The organism is Oerskovia gallyi (assembly GCF_014836745.1).
Taxonomy (GTDB): domain Bacteria; phylum Actinomycetota; class Actinomycetes; order Actinomycetales; family Cellulomonadaceae; genus Oerskovia; species Oerskovia paurometabola.
Map to the genome: position 1 here is coordinate 31,465 of NZ_JACSQE010000001.1, position 16,769 is coordinate 48,233.

14 protein-coding genes are annotated in these 16,769 nt (G+C 72.7%); 8 read left to right on the forward strand and 6 right to left on the reverse strand.

What is annotated here, in order from left to right:
* Positions 1-45 precede the first annotated feature (45 nt).
* A complete protein-coding gene (locus tag H9640_RS00135) occupies positions 46-627 on the reverse strand; it encodes a DUF6069 family protein (protein WP_191788735.1) in 582 nt (193 codons plus the stop codon).
* A gap of 385 nt (positions 628-1,012) precedes the next feature.
* On the opposite strand from H9640_RS00135, the gene cimA reads away from it, so the two are divergent.
* Complete coding sequence (gene cimA / locus H9640_RS00140; RefSeq protein WP_191788736.1) at positions 1,013-2,677, forward strand: citramalate synthase; 1,665 nt, start codon at positions 1,013-1,015, stop codon at positions 2,675-2,677.
* 90 nt (positions 2,678-2,767) lie between these two features.
* On the opposite strand, the gene H9640_RS00145 is transcribed toward cimA, so the two are convergent.
* From H9640_RS00145 to H9640_RS00160, 4 genes are read right to left on the reverse strand one after another with little or no spacing between them, the layout of a single operon-like run.
* Positions 2,768-5,635, reverse strand: coding sequence for an FAD-binding and (Fe-S)-binding domain-containing protein (locus H9640_RS00145; protein ID WP_191788737.1), 2,868 nt, complete (start codon positions 5,633-5,635; stop codon positions 2,768-2,770).
* Positions 5,632-6,519 (reverse strand): MurR/RpiR family transcriptional regulator, encoded by an 888-nt coding sequence (locus tag H9640_RS19495; RefSeq protein WP_191788738.1) that lies wholly within the window; start codon positions 6,517-6,519, stop codon positions 5,632-5,634. Before H9640_RS19495 ends, H9640_RS00145 begins: the two co-directional genes overlap by 4 nt.
* Positions 6,516-7,316 (reverse strand): N-acetylglucosamine kinase, encoded by an 801-nt coding sequence (locus H9640_RS00155; RefSeq protein ID WP_191788739.1) that lies wholly within the window; start codon positions 7,314-7,316, stop codon positions 6,516-6,518. Before H9640_RS00155 ends, H9640_RS19495 begins: the two co-directional genes overlap by 4 nt.
* Positions 7,253-7,600, reverse strand: a complete 348-nt coding sequence (locus H9640_RS00160) for a hypothetical protein (protein ID WP_191788740.1) — start codon at positions 7,598-7,600, stop codon at positions 7,253-7,255. The genes H9640_RS00155 and H9640_RS00160 overlap by 64 nt, the downstream gene beginning before the upstream one ends.
* 249 nt (positions 7,601-7,849) lie before the next feature.
* On the opposite strand from H9640_RS00160, the gene H9640_RS00165 reads away from it, so the two are divergent.
* The 7 genes from H9640_RS00165 to H9640_RS00195 all read left to right on the forward strand — a co-directional run bounded on the left by H9640_RS00165 (position 7,850) and on the right by H9640_RS00195 (position 16,259).
* The gene (locus tag H9640_RS00165) at positions 7,850-8,899 is read left to right on the forward strand and encodes a lipoate--protein ligase family protein (RefSeq protein ID WP_191788741.1); all 1,050 of its coding nucleotides are present in this window, start codon (positions 7,850-7,852) and stop codon (positions 8,897-8,899) included.
* Between the two features lie 241 nt (positions 8,900-9,140).
* Positions 9,141-10,448 carry a sugar ABC transporter substrate-binding protein gene (locus tag H9640_RS00170; RefSeq protein WP_191788742.1) on the forward strand — a complete coding sequence of 436 codons (1,308 nt, stop codon included), beginning with the start codon at positions 9,141-9,143 and terminating at the stop codon, positions 10,446-10,448.
* A gap of 7 nt (positions 10,449-10,455) precedes the next feature.
* Positions 10,456-11,472, forward strand: a complete 1,017-nt coding sequence (locus H9640_RS00175) for a carbohydrate ABC transporter permease (RefSeq protein WP_372440744.1) — start codon at positions 10,456-10,458, stop codon at positions 11,470-11,472.
* A gap of 140 nt (positions 11,473-11,612) precedes the next feature.
* Positions 11,613-12,422 (forward strand): carbohydrate ABC transporter permease, encoded by an 810-nt coding sequence (locus tag H9640_RS00180; RefSeq protein ID WP_225226517.1) that lies wholly within the window; start codon positions 11,613-11,615, stop codon positions 12,420-12,422.
* Complete coding sequence (locus tag H9640_RS00185; RefSeq protein ID WP_191788743.1) at positions 12,419-13,981, forward strand: glycoside hydrolase family 3 N-terminal domain-containing protein; 1,563 nt, start codon at positions 12,419-12,421, stop codon at positions 13,979-13,981. The genes H9640_RS00180 and H9640_RS00185 overlap by 4 nt, the downstream gene beginning before the upstream one ends.
* Positions 13,978-15,288, forward strand: a complete 1,311-nt coding sequence (locus tag H9640_RS00190; protein ID WP_191788744.1) for an anhydro-N-acetylmuramic acid kinase — start codon at positions 13,978-13,980, stop codon at positions 15,286-15,288. Before H9640_RS00185 ends, H9640_RS00190 begins: the two co-directional genes overlap by 4 nt.
* A complete protein-coding gene (locus tag H9640_RS00195; protein WP_191788745.1) occupies positions 15,285-16,259 on the forward strand; it encodes an N-acetylmuramic acid 6-phosphate etherase in 975 nt (324 codons plus the stop codon). The genes H9640_RS00190 and H9640_RS00195 overlap by 4 nt, the downstream gene beginning before the upstream one ends.
* A gap of 42 nt (positions 16,260-16,301) precedes the next feature.
* Here the strand turns inward: H9640_RS00195 and H9640_RS00200 are convergent, their stop codons facing one another.
* The gene (locus tag H9640_RS00200; RefSeq protein ID WP_191788746.1) at positions 16,302-16,688 is read right to left on the reverse strand and encodes a hypothetical protein; all 387 of its coding nucleotides are present in this window, start codon (positions 16,686-16,688) and stop codon (positions 16,302-16,304) included.
* Positions 16,689-16,769: the final 81 nt, after the last annotated feature.

Consider the following 16,769-nt stretch of genomic DNA (forward strand, 5'->3'; position numbering starts at 1 on the left):
GACTCGAGCTGCGACAGCGGCTCCGCATTCAGCGTCTCGGCCTGCTCAGGCCGGTCGGCGCACGATCGTGCGGCCCGCGACTCCCGCGAGCAGCGACCAGACCGCGACCCCGATCAGCAGGTTCACGAGCCCCGACAGCACGGCTGACGTCGTGTCCGTGGTCCACGCGAACGGCAGGGCCGTGATGACGACGATCACGAGCGCCATGATCCAGCCGAAGAACGCCCGTGGGCGCGGGGTCGTGAGGATCAGCACGTGCAGCAGCCCGGCCGCGAGCAGAGCCAGGATCGCGCCGTCGATCGCGAACGCAGCCTGGTGCGAGCCGGTCGAGAAGATGTCCGGCGGGGGGACGAGCGTGAACGAGAAGATCCGTTCGAGGATGATCACGGCGACGAGGCCGATGAGCGCGGCGACCAGGGCCGTGGCGGCGGCCCCGGCCCAGAACCTGCCGACCTCGACCGCGAGGCGTGGGTCTGCGGGATTGACGGGCTCGTGGGGCGCCGGGAAGTCGACGTGCGGGTCGGGCGGCACCGTGGGCGGGATCGCGGGCGGGACCGCCTGGGGGTGGTAGCCGGGGGATCCGGGCGGCGGGACGTTGCCGCGGGGCGGGAAGTTCGGGTCGCTCATGATGCGTCTCCTGTCGTTGCAGGCTGTCGTTCCGGGCGCTCGCTGGGTGGCATGCTCAGTCCGTGGACACCGTTCCATCCTGGCGTCTGCTGTGGCAGCATGTGTCCTGTGACACACCTCGTCTCCCACCTCATTATCGAGTAGCGCGCCCGGCCATCACACCGGACGCGCAAACCTCCCGCACCCTCGGGGGGTTTTTTTGTTGCCTGACACCACCCCCGTCGGGCTTCGAAGCGCCGGGCACGAGCTTCACGAGAGCGACCGCCCGGCGCGTGGGACCGAGGAGGAACCGGTGGTGCGCGGAAGCGTCCCGCCCGATCCACCTAGAGTGGTCTCGCCCAGGCGGCACCGCTGGACCCCGAGATTCTCCCCAGAGAGCGGCACGATGACTTCCCAGGTGAACCCCGTAGCTCCTGCCACAGCGAGCGCATCCTCGACCTTCCACGTCTACGACACGACCCTGCGCGACGGCGCGCAGCAGGAGGGCATGAACCTCTCGGTCGCCGACAAGCTGGCGATCGCCCCGCTCCTGGACGAGCTGGGCGTCGGGTTCATCGAGGGCGGCTGGCCCGGGGCCATCCCCAAGGACACCGACTTCTTCGCGCGCGCCGCGAAGGAGCTCACGCTCAAGAACGCGGTGCTGGCCGCGTTCGGCGCGACCCGCAAGGCCGGGATCAGGGCCGCCGACGACCAGCAGGTCCGGGCGCTCGTCGCATCGCAGGCGCCCGTGGTCACGCTCGTCGCCAAGTCCGACCTCCGCCACGCCGAGCGTGCGCTGCGGACCACGGGCGCCGAGAACCTCGCCATGATCACCGACACCGTCACGTTCCTCGTGGCCGAGGGGCGCCGCGTCGTCCTGGACGCCGAGCACTTCTTCGACGGCTACCGGTTCGACCCCGCCTACTCGCGTGCGGCGGTCGAGGCCGCGTTCGCGGCAGGGGCCGAGGTCGTCGCGCTCTGCGACACCAACGGCGGCATGCTGCCCGAGTGGGTAGGTGAGATCGTCACGGAGCTGCGCGACGCCGTCGGGATCCCGCACGGGCTGCACGCCGGTGCCGGCGACCCGCTGCTCGGGATGCACGCGCACAACGACTCGGGCTGCGCGGTCGCGAACTCGCTCGCGGCCGTGGCCGCGGGCGCCGCGCACGTCCAGGGGACCGTCAACGGCTACGGCGAGCGCACGGGGAACGCCGACCTCATCACGGTCGTCGCGAACCTCGAGCTCAAGCACGGCCGGAGCCTTCTCGTCGACGGCGGCCTGCAGGAGACCACGCGCATCGCGCACGCCATCAGCGAGATCACCAACATCTCCCCGTACGCGCGCCAGCCGTACGTCGGGGCGAGCGCGTTCGCGCACAAGGCCGGGCTGCACGCCTCGGCGATCAAGGTCGACCCGGACCTCTACCAGCACATCGAGCCCACGCTCGTCGGCAACGACATGCGCATGCTCATCTCGGACATGGCGGGCCGCGCCTCGATCGAGCTCAAGGGCCGCGAGATGGGCTTCGACCTGTCGGACCAGGGCGACGTCCTCTCGCGCGTGACGCACCGGGTCAAGGAGGCCGAGGCCCGCGGGTACACCTACGACGCGGCCGACGCCTCGTTCGAGCTGCTGCTGCGCGAGGAGATCGCGGGCGAGCGGCCGCAGTTCTTCCGGGTCGAGAGCTGGCGCACGATCGTCGAACGGGCCGGGGGACGTGGCACCGAGGCGACGGCGGAGGCGACCGTCAAGCTGCACGCCGGTGGCAAGCGCATCGTCAAGACGGGTGAGGGCAACGGGCCCGTGAACGCTCTCGACCATGCGCTGCGGCTCGCGCTGCGGCGCGTGTACCCGGAGATCGAGGCGTTCGAGCTGATCGACTTCAAGGTCCGCATCCTCGACACCGAGCAGGGCACGGACGCCATCACGCGCGTCCTCATCGAGATGACCGACGGGGCGACGTCCTGGTCGACGGTGGGCGTCGGGCCGAACCTCATCGAGGCGGCCTGGGAGGCGCTGACGGACTCCGCGATCTACGGGCTGATCCACGCGGACGTGCAGCCGCGCTGAGCCTGCGCCCCTTCCGCCGGGCGCTGACGTCCCAGAAGGAGCGTGACCTCCGGGTCACGCTCCTTCCGACACGTCGGGGTGCGGGACCCGTCAGGGACGGGTGGCCGCCTCGAGCAGCTCGACGACGTGCACGTAGTCCTGCCCCGTCGCCCGGCTCAGGCCCATCTCGCACGTCCGGTTGCTCGACGCGTACGCGTCCGCACGGCCGTGATCGCGTACGTGGGCCGCGACCTCGGCGGCCTCGGCGCGCGTCGCCGCCGCCGTGAGCTCGGGGTGGAGCATGCCGCGGTCGCCGGCGAACCCGCAGCATCCCGCGTCGAGGGGGAGCACGACGTCGTCGGCCACCGCGCGCGCGACCGCCTCGAGGTCGCCGACGACCCCCAGGTGGATCGACGAGCACGTCGGGTGCAGGACGAGCGAGCCCAGCGTGGTTCCCACGGCCCGGGGGGAGCGACCGCTCGCCTCGAGTGCGGGCAGGACGTCGCTGCGCACGAACGTCACGGCGTCCACGACGTGCAGCCGCTCGAACCGCTCGCGCGCCTCGCCGGCCAGGTGGGACCCGACCCCTTCGAGGCCGTGCGTGCAGCTCGACGCGTCCGAGACGACCGGCAGGCGGCCGCCGTCGGTCGCGGCCCAGAGCGCGTCGAAGGTCCGCTCGGCCATCGCGGCGGCGCCGTCGGTCAGACCCTTGGAGACCCAGGGCGTGCCGCAGCACAGGCCCTCGATCCCCTCAGGGATCGCGACCGTGATCCCGGCGCGCTCGCACAGCGCGAGGAACGCCGGGCCCACGCCGCCCGGGCTGGGAGAGGCCTCGGCGGGGGAGAAGAGCGAGCCCATGCAGGACTGGAAGAAGACGACGGACGCGTCGGTGACGGCCCCGGCCGACGCCACGCGACGCGGTCCAGGCCCGGGCAGGTCCGCCCCGACGAGCGGCACGACGTCCGCACCCAGCACCGAGCGCCCGACCTTCGAGGCCGCGGTCACGAGCGGGGTGGGCAGGTGGTCGACGACGCCGAGCGCCCCGCGCAGGCCCGTGACCGCGCCGCCCCAGTGCTCGGCCGCGACCCGCCCTGCGTGCTGGACGACGGCACCGTGCCGTTGTGCTCGGCGGACCTTCATGACCTTGCCCGTGTCGATCCCGACCGGGCACGCGGTCACGCACAGCGAGTCCACGGCGCACGTGTCGACGGCCGAGTACTCGTAGGCGCGCTCGAGCTCCGCGCGCTCGGACGGGGGAGCCGTGACCATCTCGCGCAGCAGGGCGATGCGCTGGCGCGGGGTCGTCGTGACCGTCCGTGAGGGGCACGCGGGTTCGCAGTAGCCGCACTCGACGCACCGGTCGACGACCTCGGCCAGGTCTCCTGCCGCGGACGTCCCGACGGGCGGCACGAGCTTGAGGTGCGCCAGGTGCGCCTCGTCGTCGTCCGTGAGGAGGACGCCCGGGTTGAGCAGTCCGGTCGGGTCGCACAGCGCCTTGACCTCGCGCATCACGGCGTAGAGGTCGTCCCCGAACTGCCGCCGGACGAACGGCGCCATGATGCGGCCCGTGCCGTGCTCGGCCTTGAGCGAGCCGCCGCGGTCGAGCACCAGGGTCACCATGTCCTCGGTGAAGGCCGCGAACCGGTCGAGCTCGCCGTCGTCGGACAGGCGCGGGGTGATCATGAAGTGCAGGTTGCCGTCCTTGGCGTGCCCGAACGTCACGGCGTCGTCGTAGCCGTGCCGCTCGAAGAGCCCGCCCAGGTCGCCGACCGTCGCGGTGAGGTCGGGGACCGGGACGACCAGGTCCTCCAGCAAGGCCGTGCTGCCCGGCGCGCGGGCGCCGGCCACCGCGGTGTACAGGCCCTTGCGCACACGCCACAGGCGCCCGCGAGCCGCGGGGTCGCGCGTGAGCTCGGCAGGCGTCACGAGGGCGAGGTCGCCGATGACACGGCGCGCGGCCTCCTCGAACGGTTCGAGGCCGTCGGCGGTGGTGGCCTGGTACTCGACGAGCAGGGCCGTCTGGGTCGTCGCGGCCGCGAAGGCCCGCATCGACGCGTCGGCGAGCGGGTCGGCGGCGGCGACGCGGAGCGAGGCCGCGTCGAGGAGCTCGATCGCCCGCGCACCCGAGTCGGTGATGGTCGCCAGGGCGTCGGTCGCGTGCTCGAGCGCGTCGAAGACCAGGAGGGTGGTCGAGGCGGCGGGCAGCAGCGGCACGGTCCGGAAGGTCACGTCCGCCACGAACGCGAGCGTCCCCTCCGACCCGACGACCAGGTGCTCGAGGATCTTGACGGGGGAGTCGTGGTCCACGAACGCGTTGACGCCGTAGCCCATGGTGTTCTTCATGGAGTACTGGTGCGCGATCGTGGCGCGCATCGACGCGCTCGCGCGCACCCGGTCGCGCAGCTCGGCCAGGCCACGGTGCAGCGCGGGCTCGAGGACCCGCAGCCGCTCGTCCGCGTCCGGGGCGCCCGTGTCGAGCACGGTCCCGCTGGGCAGGACCAGGGTCATCGACTCGATCGTGCGGTACGCGGTGTCGACCGTCCCGCAGGCCATGCCCGAGGAGTTGTTGGCGACGACCCCACCGATCGTGCACGCGATCTCGCTCGCCGGGTCGGGGCCGAGCCGCCGCCCGTGACGCAGGAGCCGCCCGTTGACCGAGCGCAGCGTCACGCCGGGCTGGCAGCGCACGCGGGCGCCGTCGTCGAGCACGTCGACGCGCGTGAAGCGCGTGCGCGTGTCGAGGAGCAGGCCCGCGCCCGAGGCCTGTCCCGACAGGCTCGTCCCGCCCGAGCGGAACGTGACCGGGAGCCCCCGGCGACGGGCCTCGGCGAAGGCGGCGACGACGTCGGGCACGTCGTGGGCGCGGGCCACCGCCTCGGGGCGCAGCAGGTAGTGCGAGGCGTCGTGCGCCTGGGCGACCCGGGTCAGGAGGTCGGTCCGGATCTCGAGGGCCCGCGTCGTCGCGGCGGAGACGCTCATGCTCGGGCCTTGCGCTCCCCGTCGAGCCGGTGGGGCTGGACCGCGTCGTAGGTCGCCTTGAGGTTGGCGCTGGTCTGCTCGTACAGGCGCTGGGCGACGCGCACGAACAGGAAGTCGACGACCGCGAGCTGCGCGATGCGGCTCGACAGGGCACCCGAGCGGAACTGCGTCTCGCGCGCCGTGGTACCCAGGACGATGCCGGCCTCCTGCCCCAGGGGGGACTCGGGGAAGTTGGTGATAGCGACGGTCGTCGCGCCGCGCGCCTGCGCGATGGCGAGCGCGTGGTTCGTCTCGACCGTCTGCCCGCTGTGGGAGATCCCGATCGCGACCGCGCCCGGGCGCAGGAGCGCCGCGGACTGGAGCTGGAGGTGCGGGTCCGGCGCGGCGAAGCACACGAGCCCGATGCGCTGCAGCTTCTGCGCGAGGTCCTGCCCGGTGAGCTGGCTCGACCCGACGCCGAACACGTCGACCCTGGGCGCGGCCGCGACCGCCGCGGCGACCTGCTCGAGCGCGCCGAGGTCGAGCATGCGCGCGGTCTCCTCGATCGTCCGCGCCTCGTGGAACGCGATCTTCGCGACGACGTCCTCGGCCGTGTCGGTCTCGTTGATCTCGCCGTGCGCGACGTTCGAGCGCTCGAGCTCCATCTCGCGGCGCGACGTGGCCTGGGCGAGGTCGATCCGGAACTCGGGGTAGCCCGCGTAGCCGATCGCCCGGCAGAACCGCACGACCGTCGCCTGCGAGGCGCCTGCCCGCGCGGCGAGCTCGTTGATCGTGGACCCGACGACGGCGGTCGGGTCCGCGAGCACGGCCTCCGCGATCCGGGCCTCGGCCGGGCGGAGGGTCGGCAGGGCCTGCCGGATGCGGACGAGTCCATCGCCTGTCATGTCGGATCTCCTGTGATCGGTGCGGGGTGGCCGGCGGTGCGGCTGTCGGTTCGGGGGCCAGGGGCGGATGCGGGTTCCGGGGGGTGGCCCGCGAGGCTCAGCCACGGTTCGTGCGCGACGATCGCACCGGTGCTGCCGGGGCCCTCGGCCAGCAGCCGGGCCAGGTGCAGCGCGCCGTCGAGCGGGGTGCCCGCGGAAGGGACGAGCTCGGCGTCGGGACGCAGCGCGGCGAAGCGGCGCGCGAGCGCGCCCGTCAGGGCGGGACCGGCGTTGAGCACCCCGCCCGTGGCCGCGGCGAGCGGCGGCAGCCCGGGAACGAGGGCTGCCGCGAGCGACTCGGCCAGGTGCCGGCCGGCCTCGGTGAGGATCTGCACGGACGCCGGGTCGCCCGCGGCGGCGGCTGCCGCGACGTCGGGAGTGAACGACCCGAGGACCTGGGCGCGATCGGGGCGGGTGTAGAGCTGTGCGGGCCAGGTCGGGGCGGGGCCGAACCGCGTCGTGGCGGCCGCGAGCAGCGGGCGCGAGCCACCCGTGGAGCGCCCGTCGTGCGCGCCGAGCGCCGCCCGCAGCCCGTGCGCGCCGATCCACGACGCCGAGCCGAGGTCGCCGAGGAGGTGTCCCCAGCCGTCGACGCGCCGCCAGGTGCCCGCGAGGTCCGTGCCCAGGGCGATCGTGCCCGTGCCGACCGCGACGACCGCCCCGGCACGGCCGCCGAGCGCTCCGAGGTGGGCGGTCACGGCGTCGGCGGCGACCGCGGTGCGCTCGGCGCCGAGGCTCGCGCGGAGCGCGTCGTGCACGACGGTCGGGTCCGGGACGAGGGTCGCGGGCCGCGGGCGGCCACGCCCGGGGCGACGTCGCTGCCGCCGGGGCCGATCGCGACCGGGCGTCCGGTGAGGCTCGTGCGGTGCGCGTCGGGGCCGACGTCGGCTGCGGTGTCGTCACCGAGCCTGGCCGCGAGGAGGCGGCTGCCGCTCCCGCCGACGTCGATCGCGACGATCCAGCGGGAGGGGCCCGTCGGCGCCGTCCGGGCGTCTGCACGGGCCTCCGGGAGGGCGGGGTCGTGGTCCTGCGCGCTGGTCACGCCTCATTGTGGCATGAAGTTTCACGGTGGCGCCACGGGGCGGAGAAAAGTGCCAACGGGTTCACCCGGCCTCGCGCACGGAGGTCCTGCGGTGCCCTTGGCCGGCCCGTCGACCCGGCCCTCGGCCCTCGGCCGGCGGCCTGCTGCTTGGAGGCTACTCCTCCCTGTGGGCCAGGTCACCAGGTGTCCCGGCGCCCGGGCGACCCGTGGAGCGCCGGGTCGCGCCCCGCGGCACGTACCGTGGAGCCCATGAGAGGCGAGTACAAGGTTCCCGGTGGCAAGCTCGTGGCGGTCGACGTCGAGACCGACGAAGGGAGGCTGTCCCGCGTCGCGCTGAGCGGAGACTTCTTCCTCGAGCCCGACGACGCGCTCGACGACATCAACGCCGCCCTGACCGGGCTGCCCGAGACGTCGACCGTCGCAGACCTGACGCGTGCGATCGAGGCCGTGCTGACCGACGACATCACCATGGTCGGGTTCTCGCCCGAGGCCGTCGCGATCGCCGTGCGTCGCGCGCTCGGTCACGCGACCGGCTGGGACGACCACGTCTTCGAGATCATCCACGAGGGGCCCGAGCAGCCCGCGATGCACCTCGCGCTCGACCAGGTCCTCACCGAGGAGCTCGACGCCGGACGGCGTGGCCCCACGCTGCGCATCTGGGAGTGGGGGGCGCCCGCCGTCATCATCGGGTCCTTCCAGTCGCTCAAGAACGAGGTCGACCCCGAGGGGGCCGCGAAGCACGGCATCACCGTGGTGCGCCGGATCTCGGGCGGCGGGGCGATGTTCGTCGAGCCCGGCAACACCATCACGTACTCGTTGACCGTCCCGGCCTCGCTCGTCGAAGGCCTGAGCTTCGAGCGCTCGTACGCGTTCCTCGACGACTGGGTGCTGGGGGCGCTCGCCGACGTCGGCGTGCACGCCACCTACAAGCCGCTCAACGACATCGCGTCCCCGGCCGGCAAGATCGCGGGCGCCGCGCAGAAGCGCCTGCGCGGGGGAGCGGTGTTGCACCACGTCACCATGGCGTACGACATCGACGCCGACAAGATGCTCGAGGTCCTGCGCATCGGCCGCGAGAAGATGAGCGACAAGGGCACCAAGAGCGCCAACAAGCGCGTCGACCCGGTGCGCTCGCAGACCGGCATGGCGCGCGAGGAGGTCATCGAGGCCTTCAAGGCGCACTTCCGGTCGCGCTACCGCACGGTCGAGGGCGCGGTGACGTCCGACGAGCGCGCGCAGGCCGAGGAGCTCGTGCGCACGAAGTTCGGGACCGAGGAGTGGACCGCGCGCGTGCCGTGACGCGGTAGCCGCCGGGCGGCGGAGGGTGGCGCCGGGTCGCCGAGGTTACCAACAGGTCACAACTTCGCGACCGGCTTCCCTCTGCCCGTGGCTGGCGGTAATCTTCACGAACACCCAACCTGATGTAAGTTTGTTTCAGAGTCGAAGGGCGTCGACGATCCGACGCCCCCACGAACGATCAGGTCCGCAGGGACGAACGGCTGGCCGCGACGCGGCAGCCGACCAGAAAGGAAGTCACGGCATGCAGCGACGCAGCACGGTGGCCGTCACGGGCACCCTCCTCCTGGCGCTCGGCCTCACCGCATGTGGCGGTGGGGACAACGGCGGCGGCGAGGCCACGGGGGACGCAGCCTCCGCCGACCACACCGGCGAGACCCTCACCGTCTGGATCATGGAAGGCACCAACCCCGACGGGGACGCCTTCTTCGACGAGGTCACCACCGCGTTCAAGGAAGAGACGGGCGCCGACCTCCAGATCGAGTTCCAGCCCTGGGCCAGCGCCCACGACAAGTTCACGACCTCCATCGCGGGCAACACCACGCCGGACGTCGCCGAGCTCGGCACCACCTGGACCGGTGAGTTCGCCGACGTCGGCGCGCTGTCCGACCTGACCGACAGGATCAAGGACGCGGGCCTCGAGGAGGACCTCGTGCCCGGTCTCGTCGAGTCTGCGACGCTCGACGGCGCGCAGTACGGCATGCCCTGGTACGCCGGCGTGCGCTCGGTCATCTACCGCAAGGACCTCTTCGAGGCGGCCGGCATCGCGGTCCCGACGACGTGGGCAGAGCTCCAGGCCGCGGCCGAGACGCTCAAGGCCGCCAACCCCGGCCTCATCCCCTTCCCGATCGCCGGTGACTCCCAGTACGGCGCCATGCCCTTCATCTGGGGTGCGGGCGGCGACCTGGCCGTCAAGGACGGCGACACCTGGAAGTCCGAGATCAACTCCGCGGACTCCGTCAAGGGCCTCGAGTTCTACACGGGCCTCGCGACCGACGCGGGTCTGTCGACCGCGGCCGCGACGACCTGGAAGGAGACCGACCTCCTGTCGAACTTCGAGCAGGGCAACGTCGGCATGATGATCTCCGGCAGCTGGACGCCGGGCAAGATCCTCACGGACGTCCCGGACATGGCCGACAAGATCGGCGCGTTCCCCATCCCGGGTGAGACCGACGGCCTGTCGGACTCGTTCCTCGGCGGTTCGCACCTGGGCGTCTTCGCGGCCAGCGAGAAGCAGGACCTCGCGTGGGAGTTCGTCGAGATGATGACGACCGGCAAGTTCGCGCAGGAGTGGGGCAACCAGTCCGGCTACTTCCCCGGCCAGACCTCGCTCCTGGAGAAGGTCATCGAGGAGAACGACCCGCTCGTCGCGCCGTTCGCCCAGCAGATGGTCGAGGCCGGCGCCTCGGTCCCGGTGACGCCGCTCTACGGCCAGATCCAGGGCAAGAAGACGGTCGAGACGATGCTGCAGTCGATCCTCTCGGGCAGCGCCACGGTGCAGGAGGCCGCCGACACCGCGGCCGCCGACATGAACGAGACCTTCGGGTCCTGACGAGCCCATGGCAGATCTGCACTCGGTTCCCGGCGCGTCGGCCGACCAGCTGACGCGCCGGGCTCCGGCCCCGGCCCCTTCCTCCAGCCCGCGCCGCAGCGCCGGCCGACGTGGCATGCACGGTGTGCTCGGCCACAAGTCGCCGCTGCGCCCGTGGCTGCTCCTGGCCCCCGCGCTCGGCGTCCTCGGCGTCCTGCTCCTGTGGCCTCTGGCACGCGTCGTGATGATCTCGCTGCAGGACTACGGCCTGCGGCAGATCGCCTCGGGCGAGTCGAACTACATCGGTTTCGACAACTACGCCGCGATCTTCGGCGACTCGTTCCTGTGGACCGTCGTCCTGCCCAACACGATCGGCTTCGCGGTCGCGTGCGTCGTCCTCACGGTGGTCCTGGGCACGGCCGTCGCGCTGTTCCTCAACAACCTCGGCACGTTCTGGCGCACCATCTGCTCGACGGCCATCATGGTCGCCTGGGCGGTACCCGCCATCACCGGCACGTACGTGTGGATCTGGATCTTCGACCCCCTCAACGGTCTGGTCTCCTCCGTGCTCGACTCGGTCGGTCTCATCGACCCGGCGACCACGAACTGGTTCACCGAGCGCCTGAGCTTCTACGCGATCGCGACCCTCAACGTCGTGCACCACGGGTTCCCCTTCGTGGCGATCACGGTCCTCGCGGGCCTGCTGACGATCCCCAAGGAGCTGCACGAGGCCGCGATGATGGACGGCGCCACGCCCTGGCGCCGGTTCTGGACCATCACCGCACCGATCCTGCGCCCCGTCTTCGCGGTCGTCACGATCCTGTCGACCATCTGGGACTTCAAGGTCTTCACGCAGATCTACCTGATGCCCGGCGGCAACGGCGGCAACAAGGAGGTCTTCAACCTCGGCGTGTGGTCGTACATCCAGTCCTTCGCGCAGGGCAAGTACGGGATGGGCTCGGCGATCGCCGTGCTGCTCACCCTGATCCTGCTCGGGATCACCGTCGTGTACATGCGCACCCTGTTCAAGGAGGAGGAGCTGTGAGCGCCCTGACCGGTACCCCGTCCAGCACCCCGCCCACGGCCGACCGCGCGGGTCGCACGGGTCGCACGGCGGCCGCATCGATCGACGGAAACGCCCCGCGCCCCCCGCAGGTCCTGCGGGTCAAGGCACGCAAGCGCCCGCTGCCCACCGCGGGCAAGGTCGTGGGCATCGTCGCGCTGCTCGCCTTCGCGCTGTTCCCGGCGTACTGGATGTTCTCCTCGGCGATCGACCCCGAGGCCGCGACCCGTGGCGCACGGCTCCTGCCCGCAGGCGTCACGTGGGACAACTTCGTGACCGTGATCGACGACGGAGGGTTCGGCAACTACCTGCGCAACTCGATCGTCGTCGCGATCGGCGCGGTCGTGTTCTCGTCGGTGCTCGCGCTGCTCGCGGCCGTCGCGGTGAGCCGGTTCAGGTTCCGCTTCCGCAAGTCGATCCTCGTGCTCGTCCTCATGGTGCAGATGGTGCCCCTCGAGGCGCTCGTCATCCCGCTGTTCCTCCAGATGCGCACCCTCGGCATGCTCAACTCGCTCCTGGGTCTGACGATCGTCTACATCGCCTTCTCGCTGTCGTTCGCGATCTGGATGCTGCGCGGGTTCGTCGCGGCGGTCCCGGTCGAGCTCGAGGAGGCCGCGTACCTCGACGGCGCCTCGTGGGGCCGCATGTTCTGGAAGATCCTGCTGCCGCTCGTCGCCCCCGGCGTCGTCGCCACGAGCGTCTTCTCGTTCATCACCGCCTGGAACGAGTTCATCTTCGCCCTGACCTTCCTCCAGCAGTCGGCCAAGTACACCGTGCCGATCGGCCTGCAGAAGTTCTTCGGCGAGAACACGACCGACTGGGGCGCCGTCATGGCCGCCTCGACCCTCATCACGCTGCCCGTGATCGTCTTCTTCGTCCTCGTGCAGCGCAACCTGTCCTCCGGCCTGACCGCTGGGTCGGTGAAGGGATGACCACCGTGCACCACGACGCGCTGCGCGCCGTCAACGGCGTCCTGCTCCCCGGTTTCACGGGGACCGACGCCCCGGGCTGGCTCCTCGAGGCCTGCGAGGAGGGGCTCGCGGGAGTCATCTACTTCGCGTACAACACGCCCGACGTCGCCACGACCGCCCGGCTCTCGGCCCACCTCCACGAGGTGTCGCCCGACCTGCTGATCGCGATCGACGAGGAGGGCGGGGACGTCAGCCGGCTCGAGGCCGCGACCGGGTCGAGCATCCCGGGGGCGGCGGCCCTCGGGACGATCGACGACGAGGACCTGACCGAGCGGGTCGCGCTCGCGCTCGGGCGGCTGCTCGCCGCGACCGGCGTCGACCTCGACCTCGCGCCCGTGCTCGACGTCAACTCCCGGACGGAGAACCCCGTCGTGGGCGTCCGTGCGTTCGGCGCGACGCCTGCGCTCGCGTCCCGGCACGGCGCCGCGTTCGTCCAGGGACTGCACCGCGCGGGAGTCGGGGCGTGCGGCAAGCACTTCCCGGGGCACGGCGCGACCGACGTGGACTCGCACCTGTCGCTGCCCGTGGTCGACGACTCGCTCGCCACGATCCGTGAGCGCGACCTGCCGCCGTTCGTGCGGGCCTTCGAGCCCGACGTCGACCTCGACTCGATCATGACCGCGCACCTGCTGGTGCCCGCGATCGGTCCTCGACCCGTGTCGCTCGAGCCCGCTGCCGCCCTCGTGGCGCGCGAGCTCGGCTTCGACGGCCCCATCATCACCGACGCCCTCGACATGGGCGCGGTCACGGGCGGCGACGGGATCGGCGAGGTCGCGGTCCAGGCGATCGAGGGCGGCGCGGACCTGCTGTGCCTGGGCACGACGGTCGGTCGCGACGACGAGGCGCTGTTCCGTCAGGCGCAGACCGCGCTCCTCGCCGCGGTCGAGGAGGGCAGGGTCACGGTCGAGCGCCTCCGTGAGTCCGCAGCCCGCACCGCACGCACGGTCCGCCGGGTGCGCGAGCTCCAGGCTGCTGCCGGCACGACCTGCGGTCCCGTGGAGGCGACGGCCGCGCTCGAGGCGCTCGCCGTCGTCGGGCAGGAGGCCGCCGAGCGTGCCGTGCACGTCCACGGTCCCGCCACGCACCTCGACCCGTCCGGCCCCGCGCCCGAGGTCGTCGACCTGCGCCAGCGGTTCGACCACGCCGCCGGGCGCACCGCCCAGCACGTCCAGACCGCGATCCTCGGGGCCTTCCCTGACACGACCCTCCACGCCTTCTCCGACCAGGCCGGGTGGGAGGACGCGCTCGCCGCGGTCTCGGCACGGCAGGCGGACGGCCCGACCCGCCCGCTGGTCGTCGTCACGCGCGAGCCCGTCCCGGGCAGCCGCGAGGCAGGCATGCTCGACGCCCTGCGCGCCGCCCGGCCCGACCTCGTCGCGGTCCACACCGGCTTCCCCGACGCCGTCCCCGCCTGGTTCGGGGACCAGACCACCGTGGTCGTCGCCTGCGGCACCGGACGCGCGAACGCGCGCGCCGCCGTCGGGCAGCTGACCGCGCTCACCTCGGAGGTGACCCGATGATCGTCCTCGGCCTGTCCTCCGGCACGTCGGTCGACGCGATCGACGCGGCCGCCGCCGACTTCCACCTCGGCCCCGACGGGGTCCTGCGCATGCGCCCCCTCGGGCACACCGAGTACGAGTGGCCCGCCGCGCTGCGCGAACGCATCCTCAAGGCGCTGCCGCCCGCCGCCGTCGACATGGGCGAGGTCACGCAGCTCGACACGCTCATCGGGCAGGAGTTCGGCCGCGCCGGACGCCAGGCCATCGACGACGTCGCCGGTGGCGACGTCGACCTCGTCGCCTCGCACGGGCAGACGCTCTACCACTGGGTCGTCGGCGCCCGCGCGCACGGCAGCCTCCAGCTCGGCAACGCCGCCTGGATCGCCGAGCGCACCAAGCGACCCGTCATCAGCGACTTCCGCGTCGCCGACATCGCCGCAGGCGGCCAGGGCGCGCCCCTCGTGAGCGTCCTCGACGCCCTGTGGCTCGGCCGCGACCCGCAGTCGCCCGACGGCGCGCCGGCCGGGCTGAGCGCAGCGCTCAACATCGGCGGGATCGCGAACGTCACCCTCGTCGGCGAGGTCGAGGCGCCCGTGACCGGGTGGGACACCGGACCCGGCAACTGCCTCATCGACCTGGCGGCCCGCGAGCTCACGGGCGAACCGTTCGACCGCGACGGCGCCCTGGGCGCCGCCGGGACCGTCGACCAGGCCGCGCTGCGCGCCCTGCTCGACGACCCCTACTTCGCGGCCAAGGCCCCCAAGTCGACCGGCCGCGAGCTGTTCGACGCGACCTACGTGCCGCGCAAGCTCGCGTCCGTGCGCCCCGACCTCACAGGCCCCGACCTCGTCGCGACCCTCACCGAGCTCACCGCGGTCACCATCGCGGAAGGGCTGCTCACCGTGGCCCAGTCGATCCCCACCGACCGACGCAGCGCAGGCGACACCGCCTCGGCACCCCAGCGCGAGGTGCGTCGCGTCGTCGTCTCGGGCGGCGGCGCGCACAACCCGACGCTGCTCGCGCGGCTCCGCGCCTACCTGCCAGGCGGCTGCGAGCTCCTCACGGCCGACCAGCTCGGGATGCCCATCGACGCCAAGGAGGCGTACCTCTTCGCGCTCCTCGGCTTCCTGTCGGCGCACGGGGTCGCCGGCACCGCCAAGGGAGTCCAGCGCCGCCGCTCGACCGGGGCGCGCCGCGCCGCGGTCCTCGGCTCGCTCACCCCACCCACCCCGCTCGTCTGGCCCGCGTTCACCGGGCCCATCCGCCGGCTCGTGCTGGCCAACACCCCGTTCGGGCTCGCCCCGATGCCGAAGGGAACACACCGATGACCGACACCCGCCCCGCCAGCCGCGCGGAACTCTCGGCCGGGCAGGCCTCCGCCGCCGAGGACTGGCAGGAGGTGCTCCGTCTCGCGTCGCCGACCGAGGAGCGCAACCCGCGCACCACGGACATCGACCTGCTGCCCACGGCGGAGGTCGTGCGCCGCATCACCGACGAGGACGCGGGAGTCGCCGACGCCGTGCGCGCCCAGTCGGACCACATCACCGCGGCCGTCGACCTGGCGGTGGCGGCGCTGCGCGGCGGGGGCAAGGTCCACTACTTCGGGTCCGGCACGTCAGGACGCCTCGGCGTCCTCGACGCGGTCGAGCTCCTGCCCACCTACGGCGTGGGGGACGAGTGGTTCGAGGCGCACCTTGCCGGTGGGGCCGGCGCCATGATGCTCGCGGTCGAGGGAGCCGAGGACGACGTCGAGCTCGGACGGCGCGACGCCGACGAGGTCCGGGCCGGGGACCTGGTCGTGGGCCTCGCGGCCAGCGGCCGCACCCCCTACGTGGGCGGCGCGTTCGACGTCGCCGCCGAGCGAGGCGCCGCGACCGTGCTCGTGAGCGCCAACCCCCAGGCACGCCTGGCCTCGCGCGTCGACGTCGCGATCCTCCTCGACACGGGCCCCGAGGTCGTCACGGGCTCGACCCGCATGAAGGCCGCCACCGCGCAGAAGCTCGTGCTCAACACCTTCTCGACCGCGACCATGATCCGGCTCGGCAAGACGTACTCGAACCTCATGATCGACGTCCGCCCGACCAACCAGAAGCTCCGCGCCCGCATCGTGCGCATGCTCGTGCAGGCCACGGGCCTCGACACCGACGAGTGCGAGCAGGTCCTCGCACGGGCGGGCGGCGAGATCCACGTCGCGCTCGTGATGCTGCTCGCGGGCGTCGGCGTCGACGAGGCCCGCGAGGCGTTGCGCGGGGCCGGGGCGCCCGGCGTGCGTCGCGCGCTCGAGCTGCTGGGGGCCTGAGCGCGCGGTGGGCCGAGCGTCGCGGGCCACCGCGCGGCGTCCCTACCGGTCGCTCGTGCCGGCGCCCGAAACAGGCGCCGTCGGAGCGGGCAGCGCCGCTGCGACCAGCGACTGCAGCTCGGCCACGATCCTGTCGGCGGGTGAGACGCCGAGCTCGATAGAGACGATGTCGGCGCGCACACGAGACACCCGTACGACCGCCCCGGCGTCGCCCAGCGCGAACGTGTTGATCTGGACACGTACGAGCTGGCTGGCCCGGTCCGTGAGGTAACCGAAGGTCGAGGTGATCAACGACGACCCCCGCTGGCCGACGGCCGAGTACTCGCCGATCGGACTCACCTGGAACCCCTCCCGAGCCACGGTCGCGTAGGCGATGTCCCGGGCCGTGACGGGGTGGGCGGAGGTCGGGATGTCGAGAGGGAGAAGCATCGTGCTCCGTTCGTGGGGTCGCGTGCCCCGTCGCGGGCGAAAGGGCCGGGCTCGAGCACGACGAGTATGGCGGCCCGCCAC

Coding starts and splice junctions, on each gene's coding strand:
- H9640_RS00175 (WP_372440744.1), top strand. CDS start 10,456: ATGGCAGATCTGCACTCGGTTCCCGGCGCGTCGGCCGACCAGCTGACG.
- H9640_RS00200 (WP_191788746.1), bottom strand. CDS start 16,688: ATGCTTCTCCCTCTCGACATCCCGACCTCCGCCCACCCCGTCACGGCC.
- H9640_RS19495 (WP_191788738.1), bottom strand. CDS start 6,519: ATGACAGGCGATGGACTCGTCCGCATCCGGCAGGCCCTGCCGACCCTC.
- H9640_RS00190 (WP_191788744.1), top strand. CDS start 13,978: ATGATCGTCCTCGGCCTGTCCTCCGGCACGTCGGTCGACGCGATCGAC.
- H9640_RS00195 (WP_191788745.1), top strand. CDS start 15,285: ATGACCGACACCCGCCCCGCCAGCCGCGCGGAACTCTCGGCCGGGCAG.
- H9640_RS00135 (WP_191788735.1), bottom strand. CDS start 627: ATGAGCGACCCGAACTTCCCGCCCCGCGGCAACGTCCCGCCGCCCGGA.
- H9640_RS00165 (WP_191788741.1), top strand. CDS start 7,850: ATGAGAGGCGAGTACAAGGTTCCCGGTGGCAAGCTCGTGGCGGTCGAC.
- cimA (WP_191788736.1), top strand. CDS start 1,013: ATGACTTCCCAGGTGAACCCCGTAGCTCCTGCCACAGCGAGCGCATCC.
- H9640_RS00170 (WP_191788742.1), top strand. CDS start 9,141: ATGCAGCGACGCAGCACGGTGGCCGTCACGGGCACCCTCCTCCTGGCG.
- H9640_RS00185 (WP_191788743.1), top strand. CDS start 12,419: ATGACCACCGTGCACCACGACGCGCTGCGCGCCGTCAACGGCGTCCTG.
- H9640_RS00145 (WP_191788737.1), bottom strand. CDS start 5,635: ATGAGCGTCTCCGCCGCGACGACGCGGGCCCTCGAGATCCGGACCGAC.